This is a genomic window from Acuticoccus yangtzensis (assembly GCF_001927245.1).
Classification (GTDB): Bacteria; Pseudomonadota; Alphaproteobacteria; order Rhizobiales; family Amorphaceae; genus Acuticoccus; species Acuticoccus yangtzensis.
In genome coordinates this window covers 426,771-450,535 of the sequence record NZ_MJUX01000004.1, presented here as the reverse complement: position 1 = coordinate 450,535, position 23,765 = coordinate 426,771, and the positions used below count along the sequence as shown (strand labels likewise).

General features: G+C 70.0%; 19 protein-coding genes and 1 riboswitch. Of the genes, 13 read left to right on the top strand and 6 right to left on the bottom strand.

The window, feature by feature from the left end; genetic code table 11:
* Positions 1 to 81: 81 nt before the first annotated feature.
* Entirely contained in the window at positions 82 to 768 is a 687-nt protein-coding gene (gene rpiA, locus BIX52_RS13350) for a ribose-5-phosphate isomerase RpiA (protein ID WP_075221539.1), read from the bottom strand.
* A 127-nt stretch (positions 769 to 895) separates the two neighbouring features.
* On the opposite strand from rpiA, the gene BIX52_RS22875 reads away from it, so the two are divergent.
* Entirely contained in the window at positions 896 to 1,921 is a 1,026-nt protein-coding gene (locus tag BIX52_RS22875) for a hypothetical protein (RefSeq protein ID WP_139312768.1), read from the top strand.
* Here BIX52_RS22875 and BIX52_RS13345 read toward each other — a convergent pair.
* From BIX52_RS13345 to BIX52_RS13330, 3 genes are all read right to left on the bottom strand, one after another.
* A complete protein-coding gene (locus tag BIX52_RS13345; RefSeq protein ID WP_108676565.1) occupies positions 1,806 to 4,388 on the bottom strand; it encodes a glycosyltransferase in 2,583 nt (860 codons plus the stop codon). The genes BIX52_RS22875 and BIX52_RS13345 overlap by 116 nt on opposite strands.
* Positions 4,389 to 4,618: 230 nt before the next feature.
* Positions 4,619 to 5,647 carry a LysR family transcriptional regulator gene (locus BIX52_RS13340; RefSeq protein WP_083548481.1) on the bottom strand — a complete coding sequence of 343 codons (1,029 nt, stop codon included), beginning with the start codon at positions 5,645 to 5,647 and terminating at the stop codon, positions 4,619 to 4,621.
* A gap of 443 nt (positions 5,648 to 6,090) precedes the next feature.
* Positions 6,091 to 6,897: a S49 family peptidase gene (locus tag BIX52_RS13330; RefSeq protein WP_075221535.1), complete on the bottom strand. Its 807-nt coding sequence runs from the start codon at positions 6,895 to 6,897 to the stop codon at positions 6,091 to 6,093.
* 202 nt (positions 6,898 to 7,099) lie between these two features.
* Between BIX52_RS13330 and BIX52_RS13325 the strand changes: the two genes are divergently transcribed.
* From BIX52_RS13325 to BIX52_RS13315, 3 genes are all read left to right on the top strand, one after another.
* Positions 7,100 to 8,278: an FIST signal transduction protein gene (locus BIX52_RS13325; protein WP_083660235.1), complete on the top strand. Its 1,179-nt coding sequence runs from the start codon at positions 7,100 to 7,102 to the stop codon at positions 8,276 to 8,278.
* 88 nt (positions 8,279 to 8,366) lie between these two features.
* Positions 8,367 to 11,264: a PAS domain S-box protein gene (locus BIX52_RS13320; RefSeq protein ID WP_170126423.1), complete on the top strand. Its 2,898-nt coding sequence runs from the start codon at positions 8,367 to 8,369 to the stop codon at positions 11,262 to 11,264.
* A complete protein-coding gene (locus BIX52_RS13315; protein WP_075221533.1) occupies positions 11,261 to 11,878 on the top strand; it encodes a response regulator transcription factor in 618 nt (205 codons plus the stop codon). The genes BIX52_RS13320 and BIX52_RS13315 overlap by 4 nt, the downstream gene beginning before the upstream one ends.
* 112 nt (positions 11,879 to 11,990) lie before the next feature.
* On the opposite strand, the gene BIX52_RS13310 is transcribed toward BIX52_RS13315, so the two are convergent.
* Entirely contained in the window at positions 11,991 to 13,388 is a 1,398-nt protein-coding gene (locus tag BIX52_RS13310; RefSeq protein WP_075221532.1) for a Rossmann-fold NAD(P)-binding domain-containing protein, read from the bottom strand.
* Positions 13,389 to 13,676: 288 nt separating this feature from the next.
* On the opposite strand from BIX52_RS13310, the gene dusA reads away from it, so the two are divergent.
* From dusA to BIX52_RS13275, 7 genes are all read left to right on the top strand, one after another.
* Positions 13,677 to 14,657: a tRNA dihydrouridine(20/20a) synthase DusA gene (gene dusA / locus BIX52_RS13305; protein ID WP_281249203.1), complete on the top strand. Its 981-nt coding sequence runs from the start codon at positions 13,677 to 13,679 to the stop codon at positions 14,655 to 14,657.
* Between the two features lie 338 nt (positions 14,658 to 14,995).
* Complete coding sequence (locus BIX52_RS13300; protein ID WP_075221530.1) at positions 14,996 to 15,757, top strand: adenosylcobinamide-GDP ribazoletransferase; 762 nt, start codon at positions 14,996 to 14,998, stop codon at positions 15,755 to 15,757.
* Positions 15,758 to 16,044: 287 nt separating this feature from the next.
* The gene (locus BIX52_RS13295; protein ID WP_425426684.1) at positions 16,045 to 16,500 is read left to right on the top strand and encodes a retropepsin-like aspartic protease family protein; all 456 of its coding nucleotides are present in this window, start codon (positions 16,045 to 16,047) and stop codon (positions 16,498 to 16,500) included.
* A gap of 9 nt (positions 16,501 to 16,509) precedes the next feature.
* Positions 16,510 to 17,526 (top strand): nicotinate-nucleotide--dimethylbenzimidazole phosphoribosyltransferase, encoded by a 1,017-nt coding sequence (cobT, locus tag BIX52_RS13290; RefSeq protein WP_075221528.1) that lies wholly within the window; start codon positions 16,510 to 16,512, stop codon positions 17,524 to 17,526.
* Between the two features lie 252 nt (positions 17,527 to 17,778).
* Positions 17,779 to 18,372: a uracil-DNA glycosylase family protein gene (locus tag BIX52_RS13285; RefSeq protein WP_075221610.1), complete on the top strand. Its 594-nt coding sequence runs from the start codon at positions 17,779 to 17,781 to the stop codon at positions 18,370 to 18,372.
* Positions 18,373 to 18,435: 63 nt separating this feature from the next.
* A complete protein-coding gene (locus tag BIX52_RS13280) occupies positions 18,436 to 19,965 on the top strand; it encodes a cryptochrome/photolyase family protein (protein ID WP_075221527.1) in 1,530 nt (509 codons plus the stop codon).
* Positions 19,966 to 20,061: 96 nt separating this feature from the next.
* Positions 20,062 to 20,865, top strand: coding sequence for a hypothetical protein (locus tag BIX52_RS13275; protein WP_075221526.1), 804 nt, complete (start codon positions 20,062 to 20,064; stop codon positions 20,863 to 20,865).
* Positions 20,866 to 20,903: 38 nt separating this feature from the next.
* On the opposite strand, the gene BIX52_RS13270 is transcribed toward BIX52_RS13275, so the two are convergent.
* Entirely contained in the window at positions 20,904 to 21,140 is a 237-nt protein-coding gene (locus BIX52_RS13270; RefSeq protein ID WP_075221525.1) for an Lrp/AsnC ligand binding domain-containing protein, read from the bottom strand.
* Positions 21,141 to 21,436: 296 nt separating this feature from the next.
* Positions 21,437 to 21,534: riboswitch (TPP riboswitch) on the top strand.
* Between BIX52_RS13270 and thiE the strand changes: the two genes are divergently transcribed.
* Both thiE and thiD read left to right on the top strand, forming a co-directional pair.
* Entirely contained in the window at positions 21,529 to 22,971 is a 1,443-nt protein-coding gene (gene thiE / locus BIX52_RS22870; protein ID WP_139312767.1) for a thiamine phosphate synthase, read from the top strand. Its footprint overlaps the riboswitch before it by 6 nt.
* Positions 22,968 to 23,765, top strand: coding sequence for a bifunctional hydroxymethylpyrimidine kinase/phosphomethylpyrimidine kinase (thiD, locus tag BIX52_RS13250; protein WP_075221524.1), 798 nt, complete (start codon positions 22,968 to 22,970; stop codon positions 23,763 to 23,765). Before thiE ends, thiD begins: the two co-directional genes overlap by 4 nt.

The following is a 23,765-nucleotide window of genomic DNA, read 5'->3' as shown; positions in this document are numbered from 1 at the left end:
GGCGGGGCCGCCGCGTCAGGGGGCGCGTCGGCGGAGGCGGGAGCGTCGGCGGGAGGGGGGCGGCGGGCGATGGCGGCGACCTCAGACCGGGGTCAGGCGCCGCACGTTCTTGCCGTCGGACACCAGAGCCTCGCTGGCCATGCCGATGAACAGGCCATGCTCCACGACACCGGGAATGGCACCCAACGCCGCCGCCACCGCCTCCGCGTCGGCGATCCGCCCGAAGGCGCAGTCGACGATGAAGTTGCCGTTGTCGGTCTTCAGCGTCTCGCCGCGCACCTGGCGCAACTTCGGCTCCACGCCCAGCCGCTGGCGGATCAGATGCGCCGTCGACGCCCAGCCGAAGGGCGTGATCTCCACCGGCAGCGGGAAGGCGCCCAGCGTGTCCACAACTTTGCTCTCGTCGATGATGACGACGAAGCGGGCGGCCAGCGCCTCGACGATCTTTTCGCGCAGCAGCGAGGCGCCGCCGCCCTTGATCAGCCGCAGCGTCGGGTCGGCCTCGTCGGCCCCGTCGACGGCGAGGTCCAGGGTCGCGGGCGCGTCCGGGCCCATCATGTCGACGATGGCGATGCCGGCGCGGCGGGCGGCCTCTTCCGTGGCGCGCGAGGTGCAGGCGCAGGGCGGCAGGGTGAGCCCGCCCGCCACGCGCCGGCCCAGCGCCTCGACGAAGAAGGTCGCCGTGGAGCCCGAGCCGAGGCCGAGCCGCATACCGGGTTCCACCAGGTCCGCCGCGGCCTCCGCCACGCGCCGTTTCGCATCGCTCATCGCGTCTCCTGCCAGCCCATCATTGCCGTGTGTTGATCCGAGCCCGAGATTGGCCCTATGCACCCTAGCGTGACCTTCGGGGCGGATCCGTTCTTTCCCGGTGTGTGATCTACTATGGAGTGTCCGCTTGGACAACGAAGCGCCCCCATCTGCCCCCGGCGAAAAGACGGCTGCCCCCGGAGAAAACAAGTCCGCCCCCGGCGAGCCGAAACGGGTCGTCATCCATATCGGCTCGACGAAGACCGGAAGCTCGGCGCTTCAGACCGCGCTCTTCAAGCGGCGCGAGGAGCTCAGCGGCCAGGGCGTGCATTATTCCAAGCTCGGCGTGCACTTCAACCACGAGGGCGTGCCGTCCGGCGCGCACCATCTCCTGTCCGCGGCGATCCACCCCGGCGCGTGGCGGATGCATCTGGCGGACCTGCCGGAGGACCGCGAGGCCTACTTCCGCGACACCGCGCGCCAGATCGTCACCGACGCGGCGGCGGAGAACGCGCACACGATCGTTCTCTCCAGCGAATATTGGTGGGGGTCCTGGCCGATCCCGATGTACCGGGCGATCGCCGCCGCCTTCGCCCCGGCACGGTTCGAGGTGGTCGCCTTCATCCGCCGGCAGGACGAATGGGCGATGTCGTCCTACCTCCAGGCGGTGAAGTCGGGCGAGACGCGCGACTTCCGCGACTGGGCCGAGCGGGCGCTGTTCAAGCCTGGATCGGGGCTGAACTATTTTCGCGTGATCAATCGCTGGTCCTATCTTCTGGGCGCCAAGGCCACCCATGTGCTGCGCTACCAGGACACCAAGGACAACGTCTTCGCCGCCTTCTGCGACACGCTGGGGATCGACGTCGACCGCTCGATCCCGGTCGCGCGCGTCAATCCGTCGCCCTCCGCCGAAGGGGTGCAGAAGCTGCTCCAGGTCAACCGCGCGGCGGACATGGACGATGCCGCCAAGCGAGCCGCACGGGCCGAGGTGATGGGCGCCCACCGCTCCACCGGCCCGCTCGCCATGCTGCTGACGGCCGAGGAGCGGGAGGCGACCTTCAGAGAGTCGCGGGAATCGGACGCTCTAATCGTTCGCCGCTTTCTGAAGCGGGAGCTTCCTCTGTTCGACATCGAGGATCTGGAGCGGGCAGAAGAGCCGGCGCCCGCTCCCTGAACCACTCCACCACCGGGCTCGGGTTGCCGTGATTGTGCGGCACCTCGGGCTTCCACGCCGCGTCGAGGTCGATCGCGAGCAGCGCGTCGTTGAGGGCGAGCGGATCGTCCTTCAGGTGCGCGTCGAGCAGGACGCCGCGCGGATAGGCGGCGACGCGCTCGCCCTGGGCGCCGAGGTCCAGCGCCGCCGTCGGCAGGTGCAGCGCCATCGGCACCGACAGGGTGAACACGTAGGTTTCCGGCCAGATCGACGAGATGAGGGCGAGGTCCGGCTGCAACGCGGTCAGCTTGCGGATCGCGTCCGCCTCGCCGGCATAGCGGCCGTGGACGGTGACGTGCTTGCCGGTCTTGATCTCCTTCAGCGACGTGTAGCCGATGATGTCGATGTGGATCGGCAGGTTGCGGTGCTCGATGTCCTTGATCATCGCGTGGATGAGCCACGCCCCCTTGTGCGGGCCGATGGCGCCGACGATGGCGATGCGCCGCACGCCGTCGCCGCGTGAGGGCTTCTCCAGCGGCACCGCATCGTCCAGGTCCGGCTCCGGGTGGGGGTGGACGGCGACTTTGGCGACGTCCGTGATGCGGCGGGCGCGCAGGGCGGCGGCCTCGGTCGGCGCGCTGACGACGTCCGCATCGGCGAGATAGTCGCGGAAGAGGGCGCGCCAGTCGTCGATCCTCACCCACTCGAACGCGCTGGAGGAGGAGGCGAGGCACGAGACGCAGCGGCTGGCGTCGGTCTCGCCGCAATAGGTGCCCTCGGCGTCGAGGAAGGTGAGGCGCGGGCACAAGGGCTGGTGGTCGTGCCAGACATGCCAATAGGGCTTGCCGGAGCGTTTCAGCGCGGCCATGAGCTGGCCGATGGACCCGGCCGTCAGCCCCGCGAAGGTGTTCATGTGGACGAGCTCGGGGTCCAGCACCTTGATGATGCGGTCGAGCAAACTGTTATGCCGCTCGATGTTCAGCTCTTCGAGGTTGGGCAGGTACGGAAGGCCGCCCTCGTTGAATGCGGACACCTTCACGAAGCCCTGCACCTGCGTCTGCACGACGATGGCGCGGTCGGCGACCTCCTTCATCCCGGCCGCGATCAGCGCGGCGTAGGTGTTCTTCAGGTAGGTCTCGATCCCGCCGCCGCGTGTGTGGGTGAAGAACAGGATGGAGATCGGCCCCATCGCCTCACGCAGGCGGGCGATGTCGAGGAGGATGCGCGAAGGGAGCAGCGGGTCGGCGGACACGTGGCGCTGCACGCGGCCGGCATAATCCGGGTGCTTCTGGGCCAGAAGCTCCTGCGCCTTCTGCGAGCGGCCGGACTGGCTGGGCCCGAACGAGGCGGACCCGAAGTGGCGCACATAGATGCCGGTGGCGAACACGTTGCGCCAGCCGTTCTTGGTGGCGCGCATGGAGAAGTCGCACTCCTCGCCGTAGCCGAGGCCGAAGGTTTCGGCGTCGAACAGGCCGACCTCGCGCAGCGCGGTGCGGCGGATCGCCATGCAGAAGCCGACCCCTGTCGGCACGTCGACGATGGTGTTGCCGTTCGCCTCGAACGCCAGACGGTCGAGCGTGGCGGAGGGAACCTCCAGCTCGAAATTGTTGTCGACGGCGTTGATCGGATAGCTCGCGATCGTCGCGTTGTTGGACATCGGCGTGACGGTGGCGATGCTGGGATTGTCGCGCAGCGGCTGCATCAGCCGGTCCAGCCAGCCGTCGTGGACGTAGGTGTCGGAGTTCAGGAGCACCACGTCGCGGTGGTCGTTCTCGGCCATGCCGCGGTTGACGGTGCCGACGAAGCCGAGATTGGTCTCGTTGACGAGAAGGCGGATGAGGCCCTTGGCTTCCAGCATCTTCAGGAAGGCGCTGACCTCGGGCTCGGGCGAGCAGTCGTCGATGACGAGGCATTCGCACGGCGTCTCGTTGCGCGCGGCGAGGACGGACCAGATCGTCGCCGCCGTATGCGGCAGGCTCTTATAAACCGGGATGATGACGTTGACGGCCGGCGCGGTGGGCGGGTCCACCTTGGCGGGGGCGAGGCTGTCCCACGCGCTCTCGTCCGGAACGGGCGGCAGGATCAGGCCGTCGCACGGCGCTTGCAGGGCAACGCGGCGCGCGCGTGAGACGGTGGCGCTGCGGCCTTCGTTGCGGCCGTGGGTCACCCAGTGGCGGAACGGGTTGATTCCCGCCGCGGCGACGTCGCCATAGGTTTCGAGATAGTCCCGCGTGGAGAAGAGTTCGGACGGGTCGCGCCCCTCTTTCCACCCGATCATGATGTAGTGGCGCGCGGGTCCGAAGACCATCTTGCGCAGCTCGGGATAGGTCTCGAGGTAAAACTGATTGTCGAAGTGTTTGATGATGTCGCGCCGCTCGGCCATGTAGCGCCTGGCGTTCATCGTCCACTGGATGTGCCAGACGATGGACTGCGGATGACTGGCGAACCCTTTGAGGGTCGACCAGCGCAACAGGAAGGGGAGCTTCAACGCGACCACCTCACGGCCGGCGCCGAACCGGGCGCCACGGGACACTCGACGGCCGTGGGTGCAGTGCAAGGGATGAACGGCGGATGAAGATCATCCGCGATCGTCCCCGTTGACGAGATAGGACGTGCGATGCGCACCGTGGGCCTCCGAAACGATGGCGGAGGCTTACGGTGACCCATGAGGCCGATCAACCCTCCGCATCGATCCGCGGACGCGATAGGAGGGCTGCTTCAGGCGAGACGCTGTGACGGGTCCGCAGGAGGAGTGCGGTCGGCCCCGGCCGCCACAGCCGTCTTAGGGGTGAAGACGGGACCGCGTTCCGAATAGCGTTCGGCGCCCGGCCACAGCTCCTCGTCGGCCAGTTCGCGCACCACCGCCTTCAACTCCTGGATGACGGCGCGCGTGGTCTGCGACACCGGCCGCTGCGAGGATGTGGCGAGGATGAGCGTGCGCCACAGCATCGGCTCGGAGATCGGCCGCACCATGAGCCCGTCCTCCGGCGTGACGGCGCCGCGCGGCAGGATGGTGGCGGCGTGGTCCTCGCGCACCATCGACTTGATGGCCTCGATGGAATCGACCTCCGACCGCACGACCAGCGTCAGACGGGCCTGGGCCGCGGCGCGCTCCACCATCAGGCGAAGGCCGTGGCTGCGGCGCGGCAGAACGAGGCCGTGGTTGGCCGCATCGGTCAGGGTGATCGGCGCGGTGGTGCGCTCGGCCGTTCCGTCGGCCACGGCGAAGACGAGTTCTTCGCGCAGCAGCGGCTCGGTGAGGAAGTGCTGCGTGCGGGTCGCGTCGTGGAGGATGGCGACGTCGAGCAGGCCGTTGGAGAGCCATTCGTTGACGTAGCCGGAGAAACCCTCGGTGAACTCGAGGTCGAGTTCGGGATGGGTCTTGGCGACGCGGCGCAACAGCGGCGGGGCAAGGTAGCGGATCACCGTCGGCGTGGAGCCGATGAGGAGCGTCCCCTTGGCGACGCCCACCGTGTCGCGCACGTTCTGCTCCGCGTGGCGCACGGCCTCCAGGATCTCGCTGGTGTGGGCGTAGAGCTGCTTTCCGGCTTCGGTCAGCTTCACGCCGCGCCCGTTGCGGAAGAAGAGAGGCGTGCCCAGCGCCTCTTCGAGATTGGCGATCTGCCGGCTGACGGCGGGCTGCGCCACGGACAGCGCGGCCGCGGCGCGCGAGACACTCCCCGCATCGGCGACACGCTTGAAATAGCGAAGCTGCTTGATTTCCACTTGGCGGACCCTCGCGGTCAAGGATGGACGCCGGGTGGCTCGGCGGCCCTTGGTGTTGATGTTCTCCTCGGATCACAGATCCACGGACGGCCCCGGCCCCTGCACGCGGCAGGGCGGCAGCGTTTGGCGACGCGCCAGGGTGGTGTCGGGATCGGACGTCATGTCAGGGCAGATCATCACCATGACGCCCGGCAGCCGAACCGCCGGGCGGGGAAATGCGGCCGGCTTGCTGGCCGCCGCATTCGTGCGCATCATCGCTTTGTGGACACTATGCGGCGTGCATTGTGCGAGGATTGCCTGCCGAACGACGATAGGAAGACTAGCCGCTAGTCGCCTCTTCTCGTCACGCGATGGCAGATAGATGCCGCGTGCCGGCCCGGCCGATGCTCGGCTGAGCCGGACCCGTCAGTCACCCGAGCGCCGGAGGGGCAGCGGCAGAGGCCGGAACGCCGGGGACCGAAGCCTCAGAGGCCGAAGCGCTGCCACATCAGGTGAGCGTGGGTGGCGCCGATCAGCGCCTCGGCGGACGGAGTGGCCGCCAGCCCCAGCCGCCGCAGCAGCGACGGGCGCGTGGTGGAGACCGTCTTGAGCTTGATCTTCTCGCCATAGCGCGCCGTGAGGACGCTGCGCATCTCGCCGAGCTGGTCGACCAGGCCGAGCGCGAGACCCGCCTCGCCGGACCAGAAGCGGCCGGTGAAGAGGTCCGGATCGTCCGACAGCCGCGCCCCGCGCCGCGCCTTGATGGCGCCGACGAAGGCGGCATGAACGTCCGCCTGTACCGCGTGCAGGATCGCGATGTCCGACTCCTTCTCGGGCTTGAACGGGTCCAGCACAGACTTGTTCTCGCCGATCGTGTAGACGCGCCGCTCCACGCCGATCTTCTCCAGCAGCTCCGGAAAGCCGAAGGTGGCGGTGACGACACCGATGGAGCCGACGATGGACGAGGGGTCGGCAACGATCTCGTCCGCCGCCGCGGCGAGCCAGTAGCCGCCCGAGGCCGCCACGTCCTCCACGAAGGCGATGGTGGCCTTGTCGTGCTTCTTCGCCAGCGTCTGAATGCGCTGGGCGATCAGCGAGGACTGCACCGGCGAGCCGCCCGGCGAATTGACGACGATGGCGACAGCCGGCCCCTTCATCGCGAACGCCTTGTCGAGCGCGCTCTCCACCGCCGCCAGCGAAAGGCCGGGGCGCAGCGGCGAGCTTTGGCCGATCACCCCCGCCAGCCGGACCACGGGAACAACGGGTGCCTTCCATCGGGGCCAGATGCGCATGCCTTGCCTTTCAACGCGGTCGCGGCGGCCGGGGCGGGCGCCGCACCGTTCGTACCTATGGTGCCGCGCCGGAGGGCGCCAGTTGCCGGGCCTTGGTCCAGGCTGTCGCACCGGTCCTTGCGTGCAGGCGGCCCGCGGTCCGCGGCAAGGCCCTCGCGACGGGTTCACCTTATGACGGGGGAAGGGTCTGTCAGGGGGCGTGATGCACATCGAGATCAAGGTGTCGACGGCTGAGACCGCGGCGGAGGCGGTCGCGGATCTCGGCCTGGGTCCGGCCCCCGATTTCCTCGGCGCCTACTTCACCCAAGGTCACGAGGCCGACGGGATCGTCCGCGCGCTGGCCTCGTTGAACGCACGCGCCCTCCACGGTGCGACGTCCTGCCGCGGCGTTCTCAGCGCGGCGGGAATGACCGCGGGCGGCACCGTCCTCGGCGCCTTCGCCGTCTATGATCCGGACGGCGACTACGGCACCGGCCTCGCCGCCAAAGGCGAGCATCCGCGGGCGAGCGCGCGGCGGGCGATCGGCGAGGCGCTGTCGGCCGCCGGGCGCCGCGGCGAGGTGCCCGATCTCGTCTGGCTCGCCACGTCGCCCGGCGAGGAAGAGGCCGTGATCGCCGGGATTCACGACGAGGTGGGGGCGGATGTCCCCATCCTCGGCGGTACCGCGGCGGACGACGGCGCCGAGGGCCGCTGGCGCGTCCTCTCGTTGGCCGGGGCGCTCGCCGACGGCATCGTCGTCTCCGTGCTCTTTCCCTCGCAACCGCTGAACTTCGCCTTCCACTCCGGCTATGCGCCGACCGAGTGCCGTGCCGTGGCGACCCGGACCGAAGGCCGGCGCCTCCTCAGCCTGGGCGACCGGCCCGCCGCCGACGTCTATGCGGCGTGGATGGGCGATCCCGCCTGGGCCGCGCGCAACGGTATGGTCTCCAAGGTCATCGCCGAGACGTCGCTCGCCCCGCTCGGCCTACCCGCCAGCAGTGTGGCCCAGGTGCCTTATTATCGTCTCGTCCACCCTGTCGCGGTGCACGCCGACGGGTCGCTCGAACTCTTCGCCTCGGTCGCGGAGGGGGAAGAGGTGGTGCTGATGCGCGGATCGGCCGACGGTCTCACCGCCCGCGCGGGGCGGGTGGTCCGCCGCTCGGTCGACGCGGGGCGGCAGCGCGCGGCGCCGCTCGGCGCTCTCGTCGTCTATTGCGGCGGGGCCATGATGGCAGTGCCGGACCGCATGGACGAGGTGGCCGCCGACATCGCCCGCGCGCTCGGCGGAGCGCCCTTCCTCGGCGTCTTCACCTTCGGCGAGCAGGGGCGCATGGGCGACGGGGACAACCGCCACGCCAATCTGATGATCTCATGCGTCACCTTCGGCGTGGGTGACGCATGAGCCGTGTCGCCCACGGTCGGGTGCACGGCGCACAACGCCCGGCCCAGCTGCCGGTGGTCGAATGCGCTCCCACATGGAGACGACGGCGATGACCGACGACGAAGCGCTGCGCGAGGCGCTTCTCGAAATCACGCATCTGAGGGCGCGCGAGGCGGCGGCCCTGCGCGAAGCGAACGCTTTGCTGCGGGGGATCCAGCGGATGAACACCGCGCCCACCCCCGGCGCGGCTCTGATCGAGCTTTTGCACTCCATCGCCTCCACCATGCAGTGCGATTGCGTGGCGGTGGTGCACGACCACGATGGCGACGCGCTCTTTCACCCCAAGGTTGGGGGTAAGCTCGGCCGCATCCTGCCGGGGGCGGGGGCGCAGGTGACGAAGAAGTCGCGCCTCGTCCTCGACCTGGCGCTGACGACGTGGTGGGCGCAGGAGACGGGGCCCTATCGTAGTCTCGCCCTGGTGCCGATCGCCATCAACGGCGAAGCGGCGGCGATCGCCTGCTTCTCGGCGATGCCGGGCTCCTTCACCAAAGCCGACATCGCGCTCCTCAACCGCCTCAGCGAACTCGCGGCGCAGGCCCTGGCGACCCAGGAACTGGCCGAGCGCAACGCCCTCCTGGCCGCGGTGATCGACGGCGCGCCGCTCTCCGTCACCATCGCCGACGCGACGCGCCAGGACGCCCCGCTGATCTACGTGAACGACGCCTTCTGCCGGATGACCGGATACGAGCGGCGCGAGGTTCTGGGCAGGAATTGCCGGTTCGTGGCGGCCGATCCGCCCGCCTCGCCCGAGCGCCAGCGCCTCAGGCGCGCCGTGGAGACGCGCGGCACCGGACAGTTCGAGCTCACCAACAGGCGCCGCGACGGCTCGACCTTCAACGTCGACCTTACGCTCTATCCCGTCGTCCTTCAGGGCCAGCGCCACTATCTGGTGGCGAGCCAGACCGACACGACGGAGCGCCGCGCCGCCGAGCGCGAGCGTGACGATGCGCGTCACCGGATGGTGGCGGCGCTTTCGGAGGCGTCGGAGGGCTTCCTCATCCTCGACGAGGCGGGGAAGGTGGTGCTCGCCAACGCGCCATGGCGCTCCTTTTTCCCCGGCGCCCCGTGCGGCTGGGCGGAGGGGCGCCAGTTCGTCGACATCTGGGCCGACCGGCTGATCATCGAGGGACTGGGACGCGCGGAGGCGACGGAGCGGGCCGCCGCTCGCCTCGCCGCGATGCGCACCGGCCGCCGCGACCACGAGGAGGTGCTGTCGGACGGCCGCGTGGTGCTCCTCTCCGAGACGGGATTTGCCGGCAGCCAATGCCTGTGCGTCGCCACCGACGTGACGCGGCTCGAACGGTCCAAACGGGAACTGGCGCTGCGTGCGGCGGCGATCGAAGGCGCGCAAGACGGCATCGCCATCACCAACGAGGCGGGGCACATCCTCTACATGAACTCCGCCTATCTGGCGATGTTCGGCTATGACCATGGAGAGGTTCTGGGCCGGCCCTGGCTGATGCTCTACGGGACGGAGGAGGCCGACCGGCTGCAGCGCCACGCGGTCCCGCTGTTGACGTCGAGCGGAAGTTGGCGCGGCGAGATCCCCGGCCGCCACAAGTCCGGCGCGAAGATCGACCAGGAGCTTTCGCTGACCCTTCTGCGAGGGATCGGGCTCGTCTGCCTGACCCGCGATATCGGCTCGCGCAAGCGTCAGGAGGCGGAGAATCTGCGCCTGCGCGAGCAGCTCCACGCCGCCCAGCGCCAGGAGGCGATCGGCGTGATCGCCGCCGGGGTGGCGCACGATTTCAACAACGTGATCGCCGCCATCGCCGGATCGGCCACCCTGGTGGCCGAGAGCGAGGAGGTGGGCGAAGGCGACCGCGCTCATGCCAGACGCATCCTGACGGCGAGCGAGCGGGCCAAGAACCTCGTCGGCCGGCTCCTCGATTTCGGCAAGCGTCGCAGCACCGCCAAACGCATCAACGTCGCCGAGTCGCTCGCCGAGGCGTCCGATCTCATCGCCGCCTCCGTCACCGCGGCGATCGATGTGCACCTCGAAATTCCCGACGAAGCGGTGCCGGTGGTGATCGATTCCACCGACTTCCTGCAGATCGTCCTCAACTTCGTCATCAACGCGCGCGATGCGATCACCGCGGCCAACGGGCAGATCACGGTCGAGTTGGTGGCCGAAGCCGATCCGGCGGCGTTCGGGACGGCGGTCATCGGGTCCGCCCGGCCGGGGACGCTCTATTCGGCCGTCACCGTGACCGACAATGGCAGCGGGATCGACCCAGGCAGGTTTGGCGCAATCTTCGAGCCTTATATTTCGACGAAGGGCAAGGACGGGACCGGTCTCGGCCTTGCCGTCGTGGCCGAGCTCGTGCGCGAGGCGGACGGGATCATCGCCATTCGCTCGACGCTGGGAGAGGGAACCGTCTTCACCGTTCTGTTGCCGTGCGCCGACCAGCCCCGATCGGACGAGCCGCCCACCGGGTTGGGGGCGGGGACGAGGACGGGAGCGGGCAGGGGGACCGGCGCCGGGAGGGATAGTCTTGCCGACCTTGGCGAGGGCTGGAAGCCGGCCGAGCGGACCGCTCTCAACCCCATGACGGGAAGTGCGCCGGACCTTGCGGGCCGCATCCTTCTCGTCGTCGACGACGATGTTGAGGCGGGTGCGGCGACGGCCGCCGCGCTGGAGCGGATGGGCGCCGAAGTCGCCCAATGCAACGACCCCGAAGATGCGCTCGACGCGGTGCGCGACGACCCGGAGGCGTGGGACGCGCTGATCACCGATTTCGAGATGCCGAAGCTGAATGGCGGCGCGCTGTGTGCGGCGGTCCATGCGCTGCGGCGGGAACTGCCGTGCGTCTGCGTGACCGGACGCCGGGACGTGCGCCTGTCGGACGCGCCGTTCGCGGCGGTTCTGACCAAGCCGGTCAATCCGTCCGAGCTGGCCGCCACGGTGGCGGCGGCGCTCATCAGAAAGGAAAGGGTGCTGCAATGAAGGTGCTCGTCGCCGACGATCACGAGCTGGTGCGGGACATGCTGGCCGCATTCCTCGAGCGTGAAGGGGACTTCGAGCTCACCACGGTCTCCGACTATGAGAGCGCGGCGGAGGCGATCCGCACGACCGGCCCCTTCGACCTCGTGCTGCTCGATTATCAGATGCCGGGAATGAAGGGACTCGACAGCCTGACGGCGGCGATGGCGTTGAACGCGCCGCTTCCCGTCGCGCTGATGTCGGGGACGGCCGACAAGCGCATCGCCGAAGGGGCGCTGAAAGCGGGCGCGGCCGGGTTCGTGCCGAAGTCGATGCCGGCCAAGTCGTTGGTCCACGCGGTGCGCTTCATGCTGGCCGGCGAGCAATATGCGCCGATCGCCTTCATGACCGCGCCTGAGGCGGAGGAGGCGGCGCATCCCCTAGCGGACAAGCTGTCGCCGCGCGAGTTGGAGGTCCTGGAAGGGTTGTGCAACGGCCAAGCGAACAAGGAGATCGCGCGTGATCTCGGCCTCGCAGAGGTAACGGTGAAGCTGCACGTGCGCACGCTGGGCCGCAAACTGGGCGCCCGTAACCGCACCCACGCGGCGATGATCGCCAAGGAATCCGGCATGTTCTGACCCTGTCGGCGGCGCGCCCCATGGAGCCGGCCGGCCGCAAGAAGCGCTCGCGCCGGGCCGGCAGCCAAGGGCGCGGCCAAGGATGGTGCCGCGCGTCACGCGAGGCGCCTCCTCAGTGGGAACGGCACTCCGGTCCGGCATCATCCAGCGCGCAGGCGTCGATGATCGGGATCAGCCCGGCGCGCGCCGCGAACCTCTCCGGCCCGGCCCCGCTCTCCTCCACCTCGTCCAGCCGGCAGCCGACGGCGCCGATGTCGTGAAGAGCGCACGGACGGGCGAGGATCAGAACATCCGCCCACTCGGCCACATCCTGCGCCGTGGGCATCATCATGTCGTCGAGCGTGAAGGCGAGCGCCCTCAGCGTCGGCCCGGAGTGGCGGCGCATGGCGATGTCGTCGACGAACGGGAGCACCGTCGTCACATCCTCGTCGTGCACCGCGACGTCGATGCCGCATTCCTTCAGTTCGGCGATGACGTCGAAAATCGCGCTGTCGCCGGGCGCGCCCGCCTTCAGCGGCAATCCCACGATGCCGACCCGCACGGGCGCCCATGACCTCGCCTGCGCGACGATCTCCATCACCTGCTGCAACTGACAGACCGGCGCGTCCTCGGCGGGCCCGGGATCGTCCTCCACCTCCACCTCTACCTCCTCCTCCGGCGGGACGAGGACAGCGGCCGCCGAAGGGCCGAAGGCAGCCGCCGGCACGATCGGGCGAACGGGTTCGGCGGTCGCGGCGGCGATGCCGAAGGGATGGCGCACCGAGCCGCCCGCCGCCACAAAGGGCCGTCCCGCGACCTGCCACGCCCCGTCGATAGTCTTCATCATTTCGGCGATGGTGATCGTGGTCAGCGTGGGCAGGGGGTCGAACACCGAGTAGACCCGCTCGACGAGGGCGGACGCGCGCCGGTCGGATGCGCCGATCACCGTCTTCGCCGGGTCCCGGAAATCCGACACCGCGTGACCGGGGCGCACGAAGTCCGGCACGAAGGCGACGCCGAAATCCACCCCGGCGGCGAGGCCGGATGCCGCCTCGATCCGAGGCACGAGCGCACCCATGGTGGTGCCCGCGGGAACGGGCGTCCGCATCACGATCACGTGGTAGTCGCGCCGCCGGGCGAGGCCTTCGCCGATGCGGTCGGCCAGCAGAAGCAGCGGCGTCGTGTCCGGTTGGCCCGCCCCGTCCTCTTCCAGGTCGAGGGCGATGATGGAGAGTTCGGCGGCGGCGACCGCGTCGGCGACCGAGGTCGTGGCGGTCAGCCGGTCTGCGTGCCGCGTCCTTTCGATGAGGGCGAAGAGGCCGGTCTCGTCCACCGGTGAGCGCCCCTCGTTCAACGTCGTGACCCGCGCGGGGTCTGTGTCGGCGGCGTGGACGCGGTGCCCGGCGCTGGCGAGGCACGCCGCGGCCACCGTGCCGCCACGCCCGAGCCCCAGCACGGCAATGGACGGAAGCCCCGAGAAGATGGTCTGGGCCAACCCGGTCACGCGGGGGAAGCTCATCGTCGGCGTCATGGCTGTGTCCTCGCTTCATTGACGTATGACGACTTTAATCGGTTGCCTTCTGCGATCATGCGCGGCGAAGGTTAGGAGCGAGGCGCGGCAGGCGCACGGCGCTGGACGAAAGGCGAGCGCTGCAAGGCGCGTGTCCCATGCGGTCAGCGGCGTGACGTGCGGCGGACAGCGTGACGCGAAATCGTGCAGCCGGTCCCTGACCTTTTGGCGAAAAAGTCGCGTCCGGGTGTTCGCTCCGGGCGCCGGGTGACGATATGAAGGCGAACCCCCGACCGCTAGTGGATGCCCGTGACACGTCAAATCGCCGTCGCCCCGATGATGGATTGGACCGACCGCCATTGCCGTGTCGTCCACCGCCGCCTGAACCCGGACCTTCTCCTCTTCACCGAGATGGTGACGGCGAAGGCGGTCATCTTCGGCGACCGCGCCCGCCTGTTGGACTATGACGCGGAGGAGCATCCGCTGGTGCTGCAGCTCGGCGGCAACGACCCGCGCGAGCTGGCCGAGGCGTCGCGCATTGCCGCCGAATGGGGCTACGACGAGGTGAACCTCAATGTCGGCTGCCCGTCGGACCGGGTGCAGGGCGGCGCCTTCGGGGCGTGCCTGATGCGCGAGCCGGAGCGGGTCGGCGACTGTCTGGCGGCCATGGGCGAGGGCGGCCTGCCGGTCTCGCTCAAGTGCCGCCTGGGGGTGGACGATCAGGACATCGAGACCGCGCTAGACGCCGTGGCCGACCGGGCGGTGGCCGCGGGCGTTTCGGCCATCTGGGTGCATGCGCGCAAGGCTTGGCTGGAGGGCCTCTCGCCGGCGCAGAACCGGGACATTCCGCCACTCGACTACGGCCGCGTCCACCGGCTGCATGCGCGGCTGTCCACTTTCGTCGGCATCAATGGCGGGATCGGCGACGCGGCGGCGGTGGCCGAGCAGCTCGCCGTGGTGGACGGGGTGATGATCGGCCGCGCCGCCTATCAGCGGCCGGGTCTTCTCGCCGAGCTCGCCGGGCGCGGCGCCCTGGCCGAGCGGATCGCCGTGGCGCGGTCGATAGTGGATTATGCCGCGCGCTGGTGCGACGGGGGCGGGCGCCTTGCCCCGGTGCTGAAGCCGCTGCTGGGGCTCTTCCACGGTGAACCCGGCGCGCGCCAGTTTCGCCGTACCTTGTCGGAGGAGGGCCACCGGGCCGAGGCGGGGCCGCACGTCCTCGCCGGCGCGCTCGACCGTCTGGAGGACGAGGCGGCACGGGCCGCGGCCCGCCGCGCCCTCGCCGCATGACGCACCGCGTGCCGTCGCCGGCCCATCCATTGCCGTCGCACCCGGCGCTCCGCCGCGGGGCGGCTGACCGGCCGACGACGGGCCGCTCGACGACCGGACGCCCCACGATCGGCCACACCATGACTGGACGCGCTGTGACCGGACGCCTCGTAGCCGGCCGCACCCTGACCGGACGCCCCGACACCGGACTCGGCATGACCTGCCGCCCGGCGCTCCACTGCCGGGCGATTGGCCGCCGGGCGACTGACCGCTCGACGGCAGACCGCATCACAACCCGCCGCCCCGCGCCGCTCCGCCAAGCCGCTTCGCCCCCCACGCCTCGAACCTGACGCCCGCACATGACGCCCGCATTCTCCGCGATCCGCGCGACGGTCGCCTTCTATTCCCGCCTGCCGGTGCCTTATCCGCAGGGCGTTTCGCTCGCCCGGTCCGTGTGGGTGCTGCCCGTCGCGGGTGCGCTCATCGCGCTCGGCCCGGCGCTCCTCGGCGCGCTCGGCCTGTGGTTCGGCCTGTCGTCATTCGCCGCCGCCTTCATTACGGTGATGGGCCTCGTCATCGTCACCGGCGCGCTGCACGAGGATGGGCTCGCCGACTGCTGCGACGGATTTTGGGGCGGCTCGACCCTGTCCCGGCGGCTGGAGATCATGGCCGACAGCCGCATCGGCACCTACGGCGTGCTCGGCCTCGTCGGCGCGGTGGGGCTGAAGGTGGCGCTTCTGGCCGATCTCGTCACCGCGCTCGGCGGGTGGGCGCTGCCGGTCTTCGCGGCGGCGGCGGCGGCGGCGCGCGCGGTGGCGCTGTTCCCGTGGGCGGGTCTGCCCAACGCGCGCCCCGGCGGTCTCGCCGCCACCATGGGCCGCCCCAGCGCGCGCGAGTTCCGGGCCGCCATCTTCATCGCCATCGGTGTCACCGCGGTGCTCACGCTCCTCATTTCGCCGCTCGGATTCTTCCTCGGCGCGATGGCCGCCGCGGCCGCTGCCAAGGGCGTCGCCAGCCTCGCCGATTCCAAGATCCGCGGTCATACGGGCGACGTCATCGGCGCCGCAGTGGTCATGGCCGACCTTTCATATTTGGCCGCCTTCACTATCTCTCTGCCCTAGAGGGCGGGGGTGGCATGGGTTTGACGGCAAAGGCGGCGGCAACATTTTTCCGGACGGGAATCGCCGGGTTGGCGCTGCTGACGGCCGCCATGTTGCCCGCCGCGGCCCAGTCGCCTGCGGGAGCCTCGCCCGATATCGTCTCCATCGACAACTCCGGACCGATGGCGGTGAAGCTCGTCATCATCCTCGCCGTGCTGCTCGTCGTCGTCTTCGCCGCGCGGCAGGTGCGCATCGGCGAGCTCATCCGCACCGCGGTCTTGTGGATCGCCATCTTCGTCCTCGTCGTCATGGGCTACACCTACCGCCATCATCTGGAGGGCGTCGGGCGGGACATGATCTCGGTGCTGATGCCCGGAACGCCGATCACGCGGGGCGAGAGCGTGACCGTTCACCGCGGCTTCGGCGGCCAGTTCGTTCTCGCCGGGGAGGTGGGCGACACGCCGATCACCTTTTTGTTCGACACCGGGGCGAGCACCGTCGTCCTCTCCGCCGCCGACGCCCGCCGCGCCGGCTTCCACGGGGAGCGGCTGGACTACCGCATCCCCGTCATGACCGCGAACGGCATGACTCAGGTCGCTCCGGTGCGGCTGTCGGAGATCTCGATCGGCGGGATCACGGTGGAGGACGTGCGCGCGGCGGTCGCAAAGCCCGGCGACCTTGACTCAAGCCTCCTCGGCATGACCTTTCTCAACCGGCTCGAGGGGTACGAAGTGCGCCGCGACCGCCTCGTTCTCAACCCTTAAAGTTCCTTCGTGACCCAGACTTCGCCGTTCGACGATTTCCGCGCGCTCGCGCACACCCCTTCGCCCGACACCGCCGCCGCCGTCGCCGCCACCGCGGCGCGCGAGGCGACCCTCACCAAGCCCGCCGGATCGCTGGGGCGGCTGGAGGAGATCGCCGCATGGCTGACCGCCGTTACCGGGCGCGCCCCGCCGAAGGTCGATCACCCGCGCGTCGTCGTCTTCGCCGCCAGCCACGGTGTGGCCGAGCGCGGCGTGTCGGCCTTCCCGTCCAGCGTGAACGGGCAGATGTTGGCCAACTTCCGCGCCGGCAAGGCGGCGATCAACCAGATCTGCGGCGCCTACGGCATCGGCCTCTCGGTGTTCGACCTCGCGGTGGACGTACCGACCGGCGACATCGTCGAGACGGACGCCTTCGCCTCCGAGCGTGACACCGCCGCGACGATGGCCTTCGGGCTGGAGGCGACGGCCAACCGGGTCGACCTCCTCGGCCTCGGCGAGATGGGGATCGGCAACACCACCGTGGCCGCCGCCCTGTGCGCTGCCATTCTCGGAGGCACGGGGGCCGAGTGGGTCGGCCCCGGCACCGGCGTCACCGGCGCAGCGCTGACCGCCAAGGCCGTGGCGGTGGACGCCGCCGTCGCGCGCATCGCCGGCGAGCGGGACCCGCTCAGGATCCTGATGCGCCTCGGCGGGCGGGAGATCGCGGCGATGGTCGGCGCGATCCTCGCTTCGCGCACGCAGAGCGTCCCGGTGGTGATCGACGGCTTCGTCGCCACCTCCGCCGCCGTCGTGGTGCATGCGATGGACCCGTCCGCGATCAGCCATTGCCTCTTCGCCCACCGCTCGGCCGAGACGGCGCACGGACGAGCCCTCGATGCGCTCGGCGTGGCGCCGCTCTTGGATCTCGGCATGCGGCTCGGCGAGGGGACGGGTGCGGCGCTCGCCATGTCGATCGTGAAGGCGGCGGCAGCCTGCCATTCGGGCATGGCGACCTTCGCCGAGGCGGGGGTGGACGGCCCCGCCTGACCCACCGCAGCATGCCGCCGAAGCTTGCGACCTCATAGGCCCGCCGGAGCCGAGATGCCCCGTCCCACCGACACGCCCCGCCGCGCCGACACGCCCCGCCGCACCGAAGCACCCGGCCCGGCCGACACGCCGCGCCGGCAACGCGCGCAGCGCCGCGCGGGTGCGTTCACCGGGCCGGCCGTGACGGAGGCGGCGACCCGCTCCTGCGCGGCCGCGGCGGGCGATCCGGCGCTGGCCAAGCTCACCGGGGCCATGGCCGTGTGCCGGATCTGCGCCGACCGCCCGCTCGGTGCGCCATTGCCGCACACGCCGCGGCCGATCTTCCAGATCTCGCCCACCGCCCGCATCGCCATATGCAGTCAGGCGCCGGGCAACCGCGCCCATATGGCGGGGCGGCCCTTCTTCGACCCGTCGGGCGTGCGCCTGCGCGCCTGGATGGGCCTTTCCGAGGCGACCTTCTACGACCCGGCCCAGGTCGCCATCATCCCCATGGGTTTCTGCTTTCCGGGCTACGACAAAGCGGGAGGCGACCTGCCGCCGCGCACCGAATGCCGCGCCACCTGGCACGACGAAGTGTTCGCCGCGATGCCCTCGCTCCGGCTGCTCCTGTGCATCGGCCGCTACTCGCTCGCCTACCACCTGCCCGAGACGCGGCGCCTGTCGTTGACCGCCATCGTCGGCGCCTGGCGCGAGATTGCCGAGAGGACCGCGCCGCGCACCGTCATGGCGTTGCCGCACCCGTCCTGGCGCAACAATGCGTGGCTGAAGAAGAACCCGTGGTTCGAGGCCGAGCACCTGCCGGACCTGCGCGCGCGCATCGCCGCGATCCTGGCCGCGCCGGCCTGACCCCTCGCCACGCCCGCCGGCGGCGCTAATTGCGACGGTCCGCAATCCAAGGAAGGGGCGAGGATGACGGTGCTGCGCTTCGTGCTCGGCGATCAGCTGGACCGCAACGTGTCCGCGCTGGCGGACCTCGCGCCGGGCGACGTGGTGCTGGGCTGCGAGGTCGCCGCCGAGGCCACCTATGTGCGCCACCACAAGCAGAAAATCGCCTTCCTGTTCAGCGCCATGCGGCACTTCTTCGCCGGGCTCGAGGCGGACGGATACGTCGTCGACTATCGCCGCTACGGCCGCCACGCCACGTTCACCGAGGCGGTGGTGGCGGCGGTGAAGGCGCATGGCGCGACCCGCGTCGTCGTCACCGAACCGGGAGAATGGCGCGTGCTCGAGGAGATGCGCGGGTTCGAGGCGGCGGCGGGCGTGCCGGTGGAGATCCGCTCCGACGACCGCTTCTTCGCCGACCACAGCGATTTTCGCCGCTTCGCCGAGGGGCGCAAAGAATTGCGGATGGAATATTTCTACCGCGATTTGCGCCGCACCACGGGCATCCTGATGGACGAGGACGGCAATCCGGCGGGCGAGCGGTGGAACTACGATCAGGAGAACCGCAAGGCGCTGCCGAAGGGGGCCGCCGCGCCCGCGCGCCCGTCCTTCCCGCCCGATGAGGTGACCGCCGAGGTGATCGCCTTCGTGGCGGAGGAGTTCGCCGACCATTTCGGCACGCTGGAGGCGTTCGACTGGCCGGTGACGCGGGGTGACGCGCTGGTTGCGCTCGACGCCTTCGTCGACACGTGCCTGCCGACCTTCGGCGATTTTCAGGACGCGATGAAGGCGGGCGAGCCGCACCTTTTCCATTCGCTGCTGTCGCCGATGATCAATTGCGGCCTCTTGCGCCCACGCGAGGTGGTGGACCGGGCCGTCGCCGCGTGGGAGGCGGGGGCGGCGCCGCTCAACGCTGTGGAGGGCTTCGTGCGGCAGATTCTGGGCTGGCGTGAGTTCATCCGCGGCGTCTACTGGCTGAAGATGCCGGCCTATCGGGACACCAACGCGCTCGGCGCCGCGCGGCCACTGCCGTCCTTCTACTGGACGGGCGAAACGGACATGCGCTGCATGGCCGAGGCGATCGGCGCCACCCGCGACCACGCCTATGCCCACCACATTCAGCGGCTGATGGTGACGGGCAACTTCGCGCTCCTTGCCGGCATCGCTCCGGCGGAGATCGAGGAATGGTATCTCGTCGTCTATGCCGATGCCTATGAGTGGGTGGAGCTTCCCAATGTTCACGGCATGGCGATCTTCGCCGACGGCGGCGTGTTCGCATCCAAACCTTATGCGGCGTCGGGAAGTTATATCGACAGGATGAGCGATTATTGTGGCGGTTGCCGGTACGACGTGAAGGCGAAGGTGGGCGAGGAGGCCTGTCCCTTCAACTACCTCTACTGGAACTTCCTGATGGAGGCGCGCGAGAGGCTGGCGCGCAACCCGCGTGTCGGGATGATCTACCGCACGTTGGACAAGATGGACGATGATCGCGTGGCGGCGATCCGCCAGTCGGCCAAGACATTCCTGGATGGAATGGACGATCCGCCCTTAACCTAAAAGTAAGCTTGTCGATCGTGTGGCGCTTGACGTCTGGAATGCGTTCACTTTTGGCCTTATATTGGCGTGCGTTTGAGCGTGGTGAAGGGCAATGGTATGAAGTACGACGTCGTCCGGTTGTGCACAGGCGTGTTACTGCCCGTCGTCCTGTCCGCTGCCGCCATCGTGCCGGCCTCGATGCTGTCCGCAAGCACCGCGAGGGCGCAGAGCCAGGACCTTCCCCCCGCCGCCGCCGAGACGCGCGACACAGGCCGCATCTTTCTCGACGGCCGGGTGAGCGACGTCTATGTCGACAATTTCAAGACCATCGTCATCATGGCGCAGGCCCCGCAGTCGAACTGCCCGTCGAACCAGTACGTGTACGAGCGGGACCGTCCGAAGTGGCTGTACGAGACCGGGCGTCTCCTGGTCGCGGCCGAGGAACAGGCGGACATCCGCATCTCCTTCACCTGCTATAGCGGGCTTCAGAGCATCAATGCGCTGCAGTTCTTGTCGCCGGCGACACGGCGGATGGTGGCCGGAACGCCCGGACAGGGGCGCATCGTGCCGACGTCGGCCAACCCGCAAGGGATCGTGATCCCCGCCTCGCGCACACCGGGCACACGGCAGCCCACCCGCGCGCCGGACGCCAGCGCCACGGCGACGAGCCGGGCCGATGTCGGCCTCGTCGTGCGGCCGGGAACGGGCATTGCCCCGCCGCCTGCGGTCGAAGGTCCTGCGCCGAACCCGCTGCCGAGCGGCGGTGCGGCCCAAAGCGGCGCCTTCCCGCAGACCCCGCAGGGCATGGCCGCGCCGCCCGCCGGAACGCGCCCGTCCGGCGGCATACCGAGCGCTGGCATGCTGCCGCCTCCGGGGAGCACGCTCTCCGGCAGCGGGCAGGCGCTTCCGCTTCCCAACTGAGCCTACGGCGCCGCCGGAGAAGCCGCGGCGACGCGCCTTCAGAAGGCCTTGAAGGTGATGATCGTCTTGGTGTCGAGGATGCCGGGGATCGCGTGCACCTTCTCGTTCACGAAATGGCCGATGTCGCTGTCACGGTCGACGTAGAATTTCACGATCAGGTCGAAATCACCGGCCGTGGAATAGATCTCTGAGGCGATTTCCGCATCCGCCAAGGCGTTGGCCACTTCGTAGGCTCGGCCGAGCTGGCATTTGATGAGGATGAAAAACGGCGTCATGGGCACCTCCGGTTCCGGCTAGATGCGCCCAAAGAGGGACCGCCGGCAAGTCCTGAGCGCCGGTCATCAAGCACTGCACGCCGCTCATCGCGCCCCGCCCGTGCGCTTGGGGGGCGCACCGTCTCGATCCTCCGGCCGAACCTTCCGCCGTCCTCCGCAACGCCCCGGCCACCGGGCGGATCGGCCGGTGCGCCTCCCGCGCAAAAACCCGCCGACCCACCGTGCGCATCTGCCGCGCGCGGCATGGTGCGCCGCGCGAGGGGAGTTGGCGCTGGGGCCAAAATTCCGTACAGATGATGCCCCCAAGGGGGTGCCTCCGGGCTGAGAGGCCACGCGCCGACCCCTCGAACCTGCTCCGGGTCATGCCGGCGAAGGGATTGGAGAACAGGTGAAAGAGACCACCATCAACGCGCTGCGCTTTGCCGACGACCGAGCCAGCGGCGCCGCCGCACCCGCCGCCCCCGAGCCGTTCGACCCCATGCACGTGGCCAGCACCCTCGGCCGCCTCGTCATGGCCCACCCGCGCATTCACGCTCTCGTCGCGCCGGTGGCCCAGCCTCTCGTCGCCAACATCGCGGCCAGCATCGGCATCGACATCTCGATGACGATCGACTCCGACGAGGTGCGCCCGATGGCCGCCGGTTCAGGCGCGCTTTGCATCAACCTCGGCATGCTGGACGGACCGCGCCGCGCCGGAATCCTGGCGGCCGTGCGTACCGGCCAGCCCTTCATGCTGGACCCGGTGAAGATCGACCGCGTGCCCGCCCGGCTCGCCTTCGCGCGCGAGCTTCTCGCCTACGGGCCCAAAGTGGTGAAGGGCAACGCGGCGGAAATGGCCGCCCTCGGTGCCGTGCCGGACGGGACCGTCGCCGTCACCACCGGGGCCGTCGACCGCCTGTCCGTGCGCGGTCCGGCCGGGGATCGGACGATCTACCTCGCCAACGGCACCTCCAAGCTGGACCGGGTGATCGCCACCGGCTGCTCGGCGGGCATGCTGATCGCCGCCGCCCTCGCCATCGAGGCGGACCCGCTGCTCGCGGCGATCGCCGGCCTCAGCCTCCTCAACGTGTCGGCCGAGATGGTGGCCCCCGCCAATCCCGGCCCCGGCTCCTTCACGGTCGCTCTGCTGGATGCCGTGGGCACCGCCGATCCGCATGATATCGCCGCGCGCATCCGCGTCGCCAAGCCGCCGCTGGACCCGCGCCTCTACCTCGTCCTCGGCCCCAAGGAGCCGGACCCGGTGCGGCTCGTGCGCAGTGCCACCGCCGGCGGCGTCACCCTCGTCCAATGGCGTGACAAAGGCGGCGACACCGCCGTTCAGGTGGCGGCCGTGCGCGCCCTCGTCGCTGCGACCAACGTGCCCGTCCTCGTGAACGATCGGGCCGACGTGGCGCGCGCGGCCGGTGCGGCGGGCGTCCATGTGGGACACGGCGACCTCTCCGCCCGCGAGGCGCGCGAGATCGTCGGCCCGGCCGCGATCGTCGGTCTCACCATCCATTCGATGGCCGAGGCGGAAGCGGCCGACGATGCGCCGATCGACTACGCCTCCGTGGGCGGCGTGTTCGAGACGACGAGCAAGGTCAATCCCAACCCGCCCATCGGCATCGACGGGTTCGCCCGCATCGCCGCGCGGCTGCGCCTGCGCCGGCCGGATCTTCCGGTCGTCGCCATCGCCGGGATCGACGAGGCGCGGGCCGAAGAGCTCGCCGCCGCCGGGGCGGACGGTGTGGCCGTCATGGGCGCCATCACAAAGGCCGCGGCACCGGGTGAGGCGGCCGAAAAGCTGCGCCGCGCCTTCGCCCGCGGCAAAACGGCCGAGGTGCAGTCATGATCGCGATGACCATTGCGGGCTCGGACTCCGGCGGCGGCGCCGGCATCCAGGCGGACCTGAAGACCTTCGCCGCGCTCGGCGTCTACGGCACCAGCGTCATCACCGCGCTGACGGCGCAGAACACCGTGGGCGTGCAGGGGGTCTATCCGATCCCGGCCGACTTCGTCGCGGCCCAGCTCACCTCGGTGTTGAGCGATATCGACGTTGCCGCCATCAAGATCGGCATGCTGGCCGACGTCGCCGTCATCGACCGCCTGGCGGACATGCTGGCCGCGGTCGCCGTGCCGGTGGTGCTCGACCCGGTCATGGTCGCGACCTCCGGGGACCGGCTGGTGCCCGACAACGCCGTGGCGGCCCTGCGCGACCGGCTGTTCGGGGTCGCCACCATCGTCACCCCCAACGTGCCCGAGGCGGCCGTCCTTCTCGGCACGGCCGCGGCGCGAGGCGAAGCGGAAATGCGTCAGCAGGCCCTGGCGCTCGCCGATCGAGGCCCCGCGATCCTCCTGAAGGGCGGCCATCTCGACGGCGGCGAGAGCGTCGACATCCTGTGCATGGACGGGCGGTGTGAGCGGCTGACCTCGCGCAGGGTTGCCACCCGCAACACCCACGGCACCGGGTGCACGCTGTCTTCGGCGATCGCCGCCTATCTTGCGCGCGGCGCCACGCTGGCGGAGGCGGTCGCAGGGGCGAAAACCTACATCTCCAAGGCGATCGCCGCCGCGGACGACCTCGACATCGGCCGCGGCCACGGACCCGTGCACCACTTTCACGCGCTCTGGCAGGGGGTGGAATAG

Coding starts and splice junctions, on each gene's coding strand:
- rpiA (WP_075221539.1), bottom strand. CDS start 768: ATGAGCGATGCGAAACGGCGCGTGGCGGAGGCCGCGGCGGACCTGGTG.
- BIX52_RS13330 (WP_075221535.1), bottom strand. CDS start 6,897: ATGCGCATCTGGCCCCGATGGAAGGCACCCGTTGTTCCCGTGGTCCGG.
- BIX52_RS13325 (WP_083660235.1), top strand. CDS start 7,100: ATGCACATCGAGATCAAGGTGTCGACGGCTGAGACCGCGGCGGAGGCG.
- BIX52_RS13320 (WP_170126423.1), top strand. CDS start 8,367: ATGACCGACGACGAAGCGCTGCGCGAGGCGCTTCTCGAAATCACGCAT.
- BIX52_RS13315 (WP_075221533.1), top strand. CDS start 11,261: ATGAAGGTGCTCGTCGCCGACGATCACGAGCTGGTGCGGGACATGCTG.
- BIX52_RS13310 (WP_075221532.1), bottom strand. CDS start 13,388: ATGACGCCGACGATGAGCTTCCCCCGCGTGACCGGGTTGGCCCAGACC.
- BIX52_RS13300 (WP_075221530.1), top strand. CDS start 14,996: ATGACGCCCGCATTCTCCGCGATCCGCGCGACGGTCGCCTTCTATTCC.
- BIX52_RS13295 (WP_425426684.1), top strand. CDS start 16,045: ATGGGCTACACCTACCGCCATCATCTGGAGGGCGTCGGGCGGGACATG.
- BIX52_RS13285 (WP_075221610.1), top strand. CDS start 17,779: ATGGCCGTGTGCCGGATCTGCGCCGACCGCCCGCTCGGTGCGCCATTG.
- BIX52_RS13280 (WP_075221527.1), top strand. CDS start 18,436: ATGACGGTGCTGCGCTTCGTGCTCGGCGATCAGCTGGACCGCAACGTG.
- BIX52_RS13275 (WP_075221526.1), top strand. CDS start 20,062: ATGAAGTACGACGTCGTCCGGTTGTGCACAGGCGTGTTACTGCCCGTC.
- BIX52_RS13270 (WP_075221525.1), bottom strand. CDS start 21,140: ATGACGCCGTTTTTCATCCTCATCAAATGCCAGCTCGGCCGAGCCTAC.
- thiD (WP_075221524.1), top strand. CDS start 22,968: ATGATCGCGATGACCATTGCGGGCTCGGACTCCGGCGGCGGCGCCGGC.